10 protein-coding genes are annotated in these 12325 nt (G+C 63.9%); 5 read left to right on the top strand and 5 right to left on the bottom strand.

Annotation, left to right across the window (positions count from 1 at the left end; genetic code table 11):
• Positions 1–58 precede the first annotated feature (58 nt).
• The 4 genes from ACMGF5_RS03450 to ACMGF5_RS03435 all read right to left on the bottom strand — a co-directional run bounded on the left by ACMGF5_RS03450 (position 59) and on the right by ACMGF5_RS03435 (position 7577).
• On the bottom strand, positions 59–4585 hold the full coding sequence (locus ACMGF5_RS03450) for a hemagglutinin repeat-containing protein (RefSeq protein ID WP_414157564.1): 4527 nt from the start codon (positions 4583–4585) through the stop codon (positions 59–61).
• 27 nt (positions 4586–4612) lie between these two features.
• Complete coding sequence (locus ACMGF5_RS03445) at positions 4613–6292, bottom strand: ShlB/FhaC/HecB family hemolysin secretion/activation protein (protein WP_115273995.1); 1680 nt, start codon at positions 6290–6292, stop codon at positions 4613–4615.
• 160 nt (positions 6293–6452) lie between these two features.
• Positions 6453–7007: a L,D-transpeptidase family protein gene (locus ACMGF5_RS03440; RefSeq protein ID WP_012315982.1), complete on the bottom strand. Its 555-nt coding sequence runs from the start codon at positions 7005–7007 to the stop codon at positions 6453–6455.
• An 18-nt stretch (positions 7008–7025) separates the two neighbouring features.
• The gene (locus tag ACMGF5_RS03435; RefSeq protein ID WP_046784376.1) at positions 7026–7577 is read right to left on the bottom strand and encodes an NUDIX hydrolase; all 552 of its coding nucleotides are present in this window, start codon (positions 7575–7577) and stop codon (positions 7026–7028) included.
• A 126-nt stretch (positions 7578–7703) separates the two neighbouring features.
• Here ACMGF5_RS03435 and ACMGF5_RS03430 point away from each other — a divergent pair, with 126 nt between their 5' ends.
• From ACMGF5_RS03430 to purT, 5 genes are all read left to right on the top strand, one after another.
• A complete protein-coding gene (locus ACMGF5_RS03430) occupies positions 7704–8303 on the top strand; it encodes a CoA pyrophosphatase (protein WP_046784375.1) in 600 nt (199 codons plus the stop codon).
• Positions 8304–8344: 41 nt separating this feature from the next.
• A complete protein-coding gene (locus ACMGF5_RS03425; protein WP_039602029.1) occupies positions 8345–8869 on the top strand; it encodes a gamma carbonic anhydrase family protein in 525 nt (174 codons plus the stop codon).
• A complete protein-coding gene (locus tag ACMGF5_RS03420) occupies positions 8862–9062 on the top strand; it encodes a DUF1289 domain-containing protein (RefSeq protein WP_039602028.1) in 201 nt (66 codons plus the stop codon). Before ACMGF5_RS03425 ends, ACMGF5_RS03420 begins: the two co-directional genes overlap by 8 nt.
• 59 nt (positions 9063–9121) lie before the next feature.
• The gene (locus ACMGF5_RS03415) at positions 9122–9589 is read left to right on the top strand and encodes a VUT family protein (protein ID WP_115273997.1); all 468 of its coding nucleotides are present in this window, start codon (positions 9122–9124) and stop codon (positions 9587–9589) included.
• Between the two features lie 76 nt (positions 9590–9665).
• On the top strand, positions 9666–10847 hold the full coding sequence (gene purT / locus ACMGF5_RS03410; protein WP_115273998.1) for a formate-dependent phosphoribosylglycinamide formyltransferase: 1182 nt from the start codon (positions 9666–9668) through the stop codon (positions 10845–10847).
• 111 nt (positions 10848–10958) lie between these two features.
• Here purT and ACMGF5_RS03405 read toward each other — a convergent pair whose 3' ends face one another.
• Positions 10959–12260 (bottom strand): MFS transporter, encoded by a 1302-nt coding sequence (locus tag ACMGF5_RS03405; RefSeq protein ID WP_046784372.1) that lies wholly within the window; start codon positions 12258–12260, stop codon positions 10959–10961.
• Between the last annotated feature and the right edge of the window lie 65 nt (positions 12261–12325).

Raw genomic sequence — 12325 nt, 5'->3', positions numbered from 1 at the left:
GCGGTTGACGTGACGTTCATGGCCCTATCGCCGGTTTGCCGACGACAGGGCCTGTGGATCAGTTGGCTTTCCCTTCAATCCCCGATGCCCACTGCTCACTGCGGCTATGCCCACTGGTGCGCAGCAAGCCAAGGTCCAGTGCATTCTCGCCGTCTGCGGCACCTTTGCCTTTGCTGATCTGGGCAATGGCGGTACCCAGGTCTACCGGCGAGTTCGACGCATCGATCGACACATCCCGGCGGTAATCATTGCCGCTCAGCGTTTCCTTGGTCACCGCGTTGGCGGTGAGTTTTACCTCACCCTTGGCCGAGTGCAGGCGGGCGCCCGTCAGGTGAGCGTCACCGCCAACCGTCAGGTCTACCCCATCGCTGCCCTTGAGCGCCGTCTGCTGGGCTACGCCATCACGCTGAACATGCGACACATCGAGCCTGAAGGTTGGCGAAACGCCCGGGTCGGCCTTGGCCAGGGCGGAACCTGCTTTTTCGCTGACCTTGCTTCCCAGCGGCCCTGCGACGGCCGTGGCAGCGTTCACATAGCCTTGCGGGTTTTTCTCTTTGCTCAGCCGTGCATCACCTTTTACGGTCAGGGTATCGACGCTGTCCTTGCGGCTGGCGATGCGCAGATCGCCGTCGATTGCGCCGCTGATGCGCCCGGCTTCCAGGCTTACGCCTTCGATGCGGGTGTCGCCGCGGCTTTGCAGGTCGATACGCTCGGCGCGCAGGTTGCCGGCGTTCCAGATGAGGTTGTCGCGCTTGTCCAGGTTGACCTGAACACGGCCGTGCAGCCCAAGGGTGTCGGTGCCGCCCTTGGATGTGTTGAAGCCGGCGCCGGCGGTGATGTCCAGGTTGTCGCGCCGCTCGACGTTGGATGACGCTTCGATCAGCATGCCGCCCTTGGCGGCATTGATGCCGATGTGCTCGGCCGATGCCTGCAGGCCCTGCAGATGCACGGCGAGGTCCTCGCGAGCGCGGCTGTCGAGGGTCAGTTTGCCTGCGCTTTGGAACTGCGCATCGATTGCCTGGCGGGCGTCCTCGTTCTTCTTGCCATGGTTGAAATGGCCCCCGATGGCGCCACCTTGGGTGGTGCCGGTCTTCACGGCCAGCTCCAGGCCGCCGCCCAGGTTCCCGCCAGTGGCCTGTCGGGTATTGCTCGCAGCTTTGACCTGCAGGCGGCCATCGCTTTGCAGGCGCGTATCGCCGACCTTGGCCTCGCGGCTGCCAATACGCGTGCCTTCGAGCAGCATGTCGCCCCCGCTGGTCAGGCGCACTTGGCCTTTGGCGTCGACCTGCGCCACCTGGGCATTGGTTTGTGTAGCCTGCTGCTGGGCATGGTCGAGATAGCCTCGGCCGTCGACGCCGGTGCTGCCCGGGCGGTTGCCGACCTTGGCCCAGGCGTTGCCATCGAGCTGGCGAGCGCGCTGTTGAGCGTGGTCGGTGGCCTGGGCCAGCGACAGTGTAGTGCCACTCTGGATCACTACGTCGCCTTCACCGCCATCGATGCGCGTGCCTTCGTAGCGGCCGTCGCTACCCAACTGCACCTGAATGCCCTGTTGCCCATAAAGGCTGCCCGGCACTGCGGTGCTGGCGGTATCCTGCTTGCCCTGCGAGCCGCCCTTGCCGGAAGCGCGGACGTTCAGGTCGCTCCCCGAACTGGTATCCACGCGCAGGTCACCGCCGTAGGCCAGGCGCTGCACGTTATCTTCCCGGGTGTTTTCGGCGGCGCGCAGGTGGTGCTGCTGGGCGTCGACCTGCAGGGCGCCGGCGTTGGCACGCCAGGTGGTGCCCTGGTCATCGAGGGTATCGGCCTTGACCTTCACGTGCCCCCCTGCCAGTTCGCTCACCTGGGCAAAGCCGCGGCGCTGGTTTTCCAAGCGTTTGAGGTGGTCCAGGGTCATGTCGCCGCCAACGCTCGGTGCCACCATTGCGTCTTCGGGCGAGGCTTGCTGGAAGCGCGCCGCTTCTTCGCCCTGTACCAAGCGTTCGATCGGCCGGGTCACGTCACGGTACTCCAGGCTGGCGCCGATGCTGCCTGACCAGTCATTGCGCTGCACTTCACGTTCATGGGTGTCCTGCACGGCACGGTTCTCAATGCGCTTGGCAGTTACCTGAAGGGTGTCGCCTGCGTTGACGCGTGCAGCTTCGGTGATCAACTCGTCGGCGCTGAGCTTCAGGTCGCCGCTGGCCTGCAGCCCGGTGCGTCGCGTCTTGCTGTCGCGTTCGGTGGTGACTTCGTTGTTGCGATGGCCTTCGAACAGGCTGCCCAGCCGATCCATACCGCCGGTCACCGTCAGGCCACCACCGCTTTGGGTAGAGCTGCCGGACGACACGCGCTCGTTGCGTGTGACGCCAAGGCTCACCTGTTTGGCCTGCACGTTCAGGTCGCCCGCATTGGCCTGTACGCTGGAACCGTTGACCTGTAGCTGCGCGCCGCTGTCCAGGCCAACCGTAGCGCCCGTCAATTCGCTGGCCACCTGCGACGTTTCGCGTTGTTGGCCTGTGCTGGTGACCACCTCGTAAGCAACGCCGGCGGCGTACTGGCGCGACTCGGGCTTGCCGTCTTCGGCTTCTGCGGTCTGTTTGGCGCTGGCCGTGAAACCGCGCTGCTGGCTGCGTGTTTCGCTCTCATCGCTTGACTGTGTGCTACCGATCAACAGGTCGCCCTTGGCCTCGACCTGCAGATGCCCGCCGGCCGTCACCTTCGAACCCTGGATGCGCAATTCTTCAGCACTGGCCAGCCGCAGGTTGCTGGCAGAGCTGACGTCACTGCTCAGCACCTGCTGTTTGCGCTGCGTGCGCTCGCGATCGTTGCCGATCAGGCCGAACAGCTTGCTGCTGCTGTCGCGGTCGGTGGCCACAGTGCTGGCGTGGTCTGCCTCGATCGCCAGGGCGCCTTTTTCGCTGTACATCACTGCGTCTTGGGCGCCGTGGACGGTGCTGCCCTTGATGCTCACCTGTTCAGCCGCAACGTTCAGCTTGCCATCGGCTGTAACGGCGCTGCCGGCTACGCGCTTACCTTGGGTATCGTTGCCTTTGCGGTCACCAAAGAAGGTGCCCGATACCAGGTCGCCACGGTAGTTGCGGCGTGTGCCCTGTTCCTGCAGCGCCGTTGTGCCGATTTCGACGTTGCTGGCGTTGATGTCCAGGCCGGCGCGGCTGTGCAGCTTGCTGCCTTGGACGGTGAGCGTGTCATTGGCCTTGACCGTCATGCGTGCGGCATTGAGCGTGCTGCCTTGTGCTGATTCCTTGTACTGGCTGGTATCACTGTCGCCGCGCCACAGGTCTTTGCGGTGGCGTACCTGCTCCTCGATACGTTGGCTGTTGGTGCCTGCACTGATATCCAGGTTGGCAGCGCTGTCGAGTGTCAGGTCGCCGCCCGCATCCACATTGGCTGCCAACAGGCGCATGTCGGCGCCGGACTGCAACAGCACGCTGTCACTGGCTTGCAGCTGCGCCCCGCGCAGTTGGTCGGCGGTGGTGGTACGTTCGCGCTGGTAGGTCTCGCGGGTAACGAAGAGGAACTTTTTGTTCCAGCTTTCCTGCTCGCGGGCGATGCTCTGGCGGCTTTCGGCATCCAGAGTGAGCTTCTTTCCAGCCTTTATCTCGATACGCTCGGCTTTGCCGTCGACGGCGCCAAGGCGCAGGTCATCGGCAGCGGTGAGTTGCAATGCGCCGTGTTCGCTGAGCAGTTCCCCGGGCCGGTTTTCATGCCCGCTGACCTGCAGCGCGCCGGCAGATTGAAGGGTGATGCCCTGGTCGGCCTTGATCTGCACCGGCCCCACCCGCACACCCGCGCCCTCGGCAGTGCTGACCACACGAATGCGCCCGGCACGCATGGCGCCGAACAGGTTGGCGTCGATGCTGGACGGCGTGCCCGGCAGATGCTCGATGACCTGCCCGTCGTCGTGACGCATGCGGTTGCGGCCAACGGTCACGGTGAGATCGCCACTGGCCGAGAGCACGCCCTTGCTGTCGAGTTTCGGCGCGATCAGGTCCAGCGCGCCCTCGGCATTGTGCTGGCCGCCTGTGAGCACTTGCAGGGTGCCACTGGCATTTAGGGTGTTGAGGTATTTGAGCTGTTCGTCCTGCAGCTCCGGTGTACCTACCAGGAAACCGGCCCGGGTGGTGTTGATGAAGGTCCCGCCATTGAGGGTGATGCCGTTCGGGTTGGCCAGGATGTAGTCGGCCGGGCGGCCGAAGATTTCCTGTGGGCCTTCGATCAGCGAGGCGTTGCGGCTGATCACCTCGTTGAGGATGGTCGAGGCCGCCTGGCCCTGGAACTGGGGGTTGGCCGCCAGCGCGCCGGCCAGTTGCGACTGCCCGGCCTGGAGGGCGTTGTTCAGTACCACGCCGGGGCGGGCGACGTTGTAGTCCAGGAACTGGTTGTGCGACAGGCCGCTGGCGTTGGGCGCGACGATGTCGATAACAGGTACGCCATGATTGTTGCTGATGAGCGGCGTACCCCCAGGGCCGGTGGCTGCCTCCAGGCCGTGTTCGGCCAGCGCGCTGGTGGAGGCGAGCAGGGCGAGGAAAATGGCCCAGCGCAAGGTATCGGGGCGGATTGCGGGTATCTGCGAGAGTGTCTGCATGTTCTCGTTCTCTTTGTTGTGGGTGAATCAGATGTTCAGGGCCCATTCAAGTACCCAGAATCCGGGTTCGAGCAGCGGGCGCTGCAGGTCGCTGGCATAGAGGGCGCGCTGATAGTCCAGGCGCAGGCGGCTGTGCGGCAGGCTCACTTCGATACCCGCCGTGGCACCTGCCAGCCGGCGCGGCGAAGCGCCTTGCGCCAGCCGCTCCCAGCCCAGGTCCAGGCCCAGGTAGGGGCGCACCGTAGCCAGTGTGGTCCAGGGCAATGCCAGCGGTTGGCTGAAGGTATTGCGCCAGGTGGCGGCGCTGGCGCCACTGTAGGTACGCAGGCGAAAGCCACGCACCGCCGAATCGTCGCTCAACAACATTTGCTCGACGGCCGGCAAGACATCGGTGCTGTACTGCAGGCCAAGTTCGCTTTGCCAGCGCCACGGCCAGTTCGCTGGCCCTTGGCGCAGGTGCAGCAGGCTGGCGCGGTACTTTCTAAAGTCGAGCTGCGGCGCAGCTGCGTGCTGGGCGGGTTGCTCGGCGCCCAGCCAGTGAGTGCCCTGGGCGACGCCGATGTAGGCGTTCCATAGGCCGTGGTCCAGCCAGAGCAGGTTGAGCCCGGCCTCCACGCTGGTCAGGGTGGGGCTCTGCAGGCCGATGACTGCAGAGCCGGTGCGGTTGATCAGTTGTTTGCGGTCCAGCCGGGCGCTGGCGCTGAGCATGCCGTACTGGTTGCGCCAGAGCATGCGCTCGGCGCTGACGCTCTGGTAGCTACTGTTGCCGTTGCTGTCGTACCGCCCTTGCGGAATCGGCGCGTTGTAGCGCAGTTGGCCGACATTGAGCGTGAAACTCCATGGGCCGTAGGGGATGCTGTAGTACAGGGTGACGCCCTGGCTGCGCCCCGGAGCATCGATGACCGTTGTCGACAGTGACAGGCGCAGGTCGTCGTTCAGGCCCAAGGGGCTGTCCAGGCCGATGCCGAGGTTCAGGCGGTGACGCCCGGTCAGCGGGCTGCCTCGGTTATCGAAGCGGCTGTCCAGGTGCCAGCGTGAAGCCACTTGGCGAGGCTGCAGCAGCACCCGGGTGCCGCCCTGCAGTTCGCCTGGCAACAGGTCGGCACTGAGCTCGAAGGCCCGCAGGCGGTTGAGCTGGTCCAGCCCCTGCTCAAGGTCTGGCAGGTACAGGGGGTTGCCCAGCAGATGGGGGAATGCGCTGTTCAGGGAGAGCGGCAGCTCGGCAGCCAGCTCGATCGACTCGACGAAGCCTTCGATGATGACGATGTCCAGCGGCGCGTCATGCGCTGGCGCTTGGCGCAGATAGGGGCGGCTGGCCGGGTAACCGGCGTGCACGTAGCGCTGGGTGATGGCCTTGAGCAGGTGGTTGATGTCGGCGATGCCCATGCAGGGCTTTATCAGCGCCTGGATGGCCGGCTCAAGCGCCTGTGCCGAAAGCTGCCGGTTGCCGGCCAGGCGAACGCCGGCTATCTCCCAGCAGCGGCTGTCGCTGGGTGGGTTCGGTGCGAGGGCGTCGCTGTGTTGCGCCGCTGGAGGGCGCTGCCAGCGCTGCAGCCGCTGTTGCTGCTCGAGCTGGCGCAAGGTTCGCTGTTGATCACGCAGTTGCTGGCTGGCAGGGTCGTCCGCCCATGCCTGCGGCATGGCCAGCAAGGTCGTCATGCAGCAGGCAAGCAGCCTGCTGGCGATGTGGCGGTATCGGGCTGGCATGGAAGAACCCCGCAAATGGCGTACGGCCTGCGTACTCGTTTGCGTGGATGCTAAAAACTTTGCCAGTCGATTGGATGCAGTCTGCTGCCTACACGGCAGTAGGGCAGATGTTTAATTGAAGTGGGAAGGTTCCTACAGCCTCAATTGGAATGCCGGACTATCAGGGCCGAATCTCGATCAATGTGCCGTCCGGCACCAGGTCCCAGACCTCGCGCATGTCCGAGTTGCGCATGGCGATACAGCCGTCGGTCCAGTCAAGCGTATGGAAATACCATTCGGGATACTCGTCGTTGATCGGGGTGCCGTGGATCATGATCATGCTGCCGGCACTCCAGCCCTCGCGTGTGGCCCGGGCTGCATCGCTGATGTTCGGGTAGGTGATGTGCATGGACAGGTTGAAACGGTCGCTTTGCTTGCGCCAGTCCAGCCAGTACAGGCCCTCGGGGGTCTTCTTGTCGCCTTCGCGCTGCTTGGCGCCCTTGGGCTGCTTGCCCAGCGAGATGCGGTAGGTTTTCAGCGGTTCGCCACGGCTGATCAACTGTAGGCGGCGCTCGGACTTGATCACCAGCACCTTGTCGATCAGTGGCTGCATGGCCGCCTGCGATTGCGATTGTGCCGGCAAAGGCGGCTGTGGCTTGCGAATGATGGTCTCGGTGAAGGCCGCCTGGGACACCGAGGTAACGCAAAGGCAGAAAAGGGCGAACAACCAGCGCATGAAGCGGTACCTGCAAACTTAAGTGGTGGGCGAAACGCTCATCGGTGGCAGGTACTCATGGCCTATGGGGTAATGCTGCCCGATGCGGTCGCGATAATAGCATTCTAGTGTGCGTGTGACGGTCCGGAAAGCCAGCTCGCCCCACGGTATCTCGTGTTCGTCGAACAGCCGCACCTCCAGGCTCTCGACGCCGATGTCGAAGTCCAGGTCGGCCAGTTCGGCGCGGAAGAACACATGCACCTGGTTGATGTGCGGCAGGTCGAACAACTGGTACAGGGCCATCGTGCCGACCCGGGCGCAGGCTTCTTCGACAGTTTCACGGCGGGCGGCCTGGTCCAGTGTTTCGCCGTTCTCCATGAAGCCGGCGGGCAAGGTCCAGAAGCCGCGGCGAGGCTCGATGGCTCGCCGGCAAAGCAGCACCTGGCTGCCCCAGACCGGCAGCACCCCGGCAACGATGTTCGGGTTCTGGTAGTGAATGGTCTGGCAATGATTGCAGACATACCGCAGGCGGCTGTCGCCTTCGGGTATCCGCTGAATGACCGGCTGGCCGCACGCGCTGCAGAATTTCATGCTGTTCTTCCCTTGAGCCCACGCTATCTTGGCGTGCCAGGCAGGCCTGCCGCAAGCGTACAGGGCTTGGGTGCTTCGCGGCTTTGGTGCATCATGCAGGGCAGGCCTTGGAAACGAGAGTGCGCAATGCTGGACGAGCTACTTCGCCGAATGAGCAACCACCAACCAGCTTCACTGGAAACCGACCGACGGTTCCCCGAGGCGGCGGTACTTTTGCCCATTACTCGCAGCGAAGCGCCCGAACTGGTCTTGACCCTGCGTGCCAAAGGGCTTTCCACCCATGGCGGTGAAGTCGCCTTCCCCGGTGGCAGGCGCGACCCGGAAGACCCCGACTTGATATTCACCGCGCTGCGCGAGGCCGAAGAAGAAATCGGCCTGCCGCCAGGCCTGGTGGAAGTGCTCGGCCCGCTGAGCCCGCTGATTTCCCTGCATGGGCTGAAAGTGACGCCATTCGTCGGGGTGATCCCTGATTTCGTCGAATACCGCGCCAATGATGCGGAGATCGCGGCAGTATTCAGCGTGCCGCTCGAATTTTTCCGCCAGGACCCGCGCGACCACACCCACCGTATCGATTACCAGGGTCGCAGTTGGTATGTGCCCAGCTATCGTTATGGCGAATACAAGATCTGGGGGCTGTCGGCGATCATGATCGTCGAACTGGTCAACTTGCTGTACGACGCAGGCATCAGCCTGCATCAGCCCCCCGAGCGTTATATAGAGATCTGAACGGGGCACACCCCGTCGCCGCTGATACCTGAGGAGCGAGAATGAAATACCGCTTGGGCGACCTGCGGGTCGAGAGCCATGCCACCAGTTGGGCCGCACCCAATGCCATGCTGATTGGCAAGGTACGCCTGCAGGCGCGCGCCAGTGTGTGGTTCGGCGCGGTGCTGCGCGGCGACAACGAGCTGATCGATATCGGCGAGGACAGCAACGTCCAGGACGGTACCGTGATGCATACCGACATGGGTTCGCCGCTGACATTGGGCAAAGGCGTGACCGTGGGCCACAACGCCATGCTGCACGGTTGCACGGTTGGCGATTACAGCCTGGTCGGCATCAATGCGGTGATCCTCAACGGTGCGCGCATCGGCAAACACTGCATCATCGGCGCCAATGCACTGATCCCCGAAGGCAAGGAAATCCCCGATGGTTCGCTGGTAATGGGGTCGCCCGGCAAGGTGGTGCGTGAGCTGACCGAGCAGCAGAAGCGCATGCTCGAGGCCAGCGCCGCGCACTATGTTCACAACGCCCAGCGTTATGCGCGGGACCTGGTGGTGGACGATGAGTGAGGTGATCGCTACCGAACGCCCGGTCGCTTCGCCCTGCGTGAGCATCTGCGCGCTGGACGAGCAGGATGTCTGCACCGGGTGCCAGCGCACCGTAGCGGAGATCGGCCGTTGGGGGCGTATGGACAATACCGAACGCCGGGCGGTGCTCAAGCTGTGCCATGAGCGGGCGGTGGCGGCCGGATTGATCTTGTAAGCGCTGCGGTTGACTCGAAAATCAGGTAATCTGTGCCGCTTGTCGGACGGTCACTGCCCATGTTCTTTCTAATCGTTTACATCAGCAGCGTTGTACTGATCAACTTTGCCTTTTCCAGCGCCCCGCATCTGGACGTGATCTGGTCGGCCTGGGGTGGGCTGGTGTTCATCCTGCGTGACATGGTGCAGACCCGCTACGGCCATGGCGCGCTGATCGCCATGCTGCTGGCGCTGGTGCTGTCGTATGTCACTTCCGAGCCGGCCATTGCCCTGGCCAGTGCCACGGCGTTCTTCGTTTCCGAGCTGATCGACTGGCTGGTGTTCAGCATCACCCGGCGCCCCTTGCGTGACCGCTTGTGGTTGAGCTCGGCACTGAGCATCCCGGTGGACACCTTCATTTTCTTCGGCATGATCGGTGCCCTGACACCGGCCGTGATCGGCACCGCGATGGCCTCCAAGTTCGCTGGCGTGACTGCGGTGTGGCTGGCCATGGCATTTCGTGCGCGGCGGGCTGCCGTCGCCGGCTGATGGTGTAGAATACGGGTCCTTTTTCAGCGGGCGGCGCTAAGACTGGCGCGGCCCCGGACGCCTTCGAGGACCTGAAATGACCCGTATCGGAACCCCATTGTCGCCTACCGCGACCCGTGTACTGCTCTGCGGCTGTGGCGAGCTGGGCAAGGAAGTGGTGATCGAGCTGCAGCGCCTGGGCGTCGAAGTGATCGCCGTGGACCGCTACGCCAATGCGCCGGCCATGCAGGTCGCGCACCGCAGCCACGTGGTCAACATGCTCGATGGTGTCGCCCTGCGCGCGGTGATCGAGGCTGAAAAACCGCATTACATCGTCCCCGAAATCGAAGCCATCGCCACCGCTACGCTGGTCGAGCTGGAGAACGAAGGTTTCACCGTCGTGCCGACCGCCCGCGCCACCCAGCTGACCATGAACCGCGAGGGCATTCGCCGCCTGGCGGCCGAAGAGCTGGACCTGCCGACCTCGCCGTACCACTTCGCCGATACCTTTGAAGATTATGCAAAGGCTGTGGCCGATGTCGGTTACCCGTGTGTGGTCAAACCGGTGATGAGCTCGTCCGGCAAGGGCCAGAGCCTGCTGCGCAGCGATGCCGACCTGCAGAAGTCGTGGGACTACGCCCAGGAGGGTGGCCGCGCCGGCAAGGGCCGCGTGATCATCGAAGGCTTCATCGATTTCGACTACGAGATCACCTTGCTGACCGTGCGCCATGTTGGCGGCACCACGTATCTGGAGCCGGTCGGTCACCGCCAGGAGAAAGGCGACTACCAGGAGTCGTGGCAGCCCCAGGCGATGAGCCCGAAAGCCTTGGCCGAGTCGCAGCGTGTGGCGAAGGCTGTCACAGATGCACTGGGCGGCCGTGGTTTGTTCGGCGTCGAGTTGTTCGTCAAGGGCGATCAGGTGTGGTTCAGCGAAGTCTCGCCGCGCCCGCACGATACCGGCCTGGTCACGCTGATTTCCCAGGACCTGTCGCAGTTCGCGCTGCATGCCCGTGCCATTCTGGGCCTGCCGATCCCGGTGGTGCGCCAGTTCGGCCCGTCTGCGTCGGCGGTGATCCTGCCTGAAGGCCAGTCGCAGCAGACCAGCTTCGCCAACCTCGGCGCAGCGTTGAGCGAGCCGGATACCGCGATCCGCCTGTTCGGCAAACCGGAAATCAACGGCCAGCGCCGCATGGGCGTGTGCCTGGCACGTGATGAATCGATCGAAGCGGCGCGGGCCAAGGCGACCCGTGCGGCGCAGGCGGTCAAGGTCGAGTTCTAAGCTCAAGCTACAAGCTACAAGCTACAAGCTACAAGCTACAAGCTACAAGCTACAAGCTACAAGCTGCTAAGGGATGCCTTTTCTTGCAGCTTGAAGCTTGCAGCTCAAGGATCACAGCTCTGTATTGCGGGTCTCTTTCAGGCACAGCACTGCAATCAGGCTGATCACCGCCGCCACCGATACATACCCACCCACCCAGCTCAAACCGCCCATGCTCACCAGTTTCTGGGCAAAGAACGGCGCCGCCGAAGCCCCGACGATGCCGCCCAGGTTATACGCCGCAGACGCCCCGGTATAACGCACGTGAGTAGGGAACAGCTCTGGCAGCAGCGCGCCCATCGGTGCGAAAGTCACGCCCATCAAAAACAGCTCGATGGCCAGGAACAACGCGACACCCGTGGTCGAGCCGGAGGTCAGCAAAGGCTCCATGGTGAAGCCCGAGGCCACCGCCAGCAGGCCGCCGACGATCAGCACCGGCTTGCGCCCGTAACGGTCGCTGAGCCAGGCCGATAGCGGCGTGGCCAGGGCCATGAAGACCACGGCGAAGCACAGCAGGCCAAGGAAGGTTTCGCGGCTGTAGCCCAACGTAGTGACACCGTAGCTCAGCGAGAACACCGTCGAGATGTAGAACAACGCATAGCACACCACCATGGCGGCCGCGCCCAGCAGGGTCGGCAGCCAGTATTTGCTGAACAGGTCGACCACCGGCATTTTTACCCGCTCGTGGCGGGCCACGGCCTTGGCGAACACGGGGCTTTCTTCAAGCTTCAGGCGTACGTACAGGCCTACCAGCACCAGCGCGGCGCTGAGCAGGAACGGAATGCGCCAGCCCCACTCCCGGAACTGCTCGTCGCTGAGTAGCAGGGCCAGGGTCAGGAACAGGCCGTTGGCCGCCAGGAAGCCGATCGAAGGGCCTAGCTGCGGGAACATCCCGAACCAGGCACGCTTGCCCGCCGGGGCGTTCTCGGTGGCCAGCAACGCCGCGCCACCCCATTCACCGCCCAGGCCCAGGCCCTGGCCGAAGCGCAGCAGGCAAAGAATGATCGGTGCCCACACGCCTATGCTGTCGTAGCCTGGCAATACACCGATCAGCGTGGTCGACACCCCCATCAGCAGCAGCGAGGCAACCAGCGTCGACTTGCGCCCGATACGGTCACCGAAGTGTCCGAACAGTGCTGAACCCAGCGGGCGGGCGAGGAAGGCGATGCCGAAGGTAAGGAAGGCCGCCAGCATCTGCGCGGTGCCTGACCCTGAAGGGAAGAATACGGGGCCGATCACCAGCGCGGCGGCAGTGGCATACACGTAGAAATCGTAGAACTCGATGGCCGTGCCGATGAAGCTGGCGGTGGCCACCCGCGCGGGTGAGTTGACCGGCGCGGCAGGCGCTTGGGCATAAGTGCTGCTGGTTGTCATTAAGTAGGTCCCTAACAGTCTGGTCGTGCTCCATGGGCTTGGCCCGCGACGGTATGCACTGGCCA

It is taken from the genome of Pseudomonas sp. BNK-15 (assembly GCF_047456105.1).
In the GTDB taxonomy this organism is placed as follows: domain Bacteria; phylum Pseudomonadota; class Gammaproteobacteria; order Pseudomonadales; family Pseudomonadaceae; genus Aquipseudomonas; species Aquipseudomonas putida_E.
Note: the sequence above shows the minus strand (reverse complement) of the source record. Positions and strands in the feature narration are given on the sequence as shown.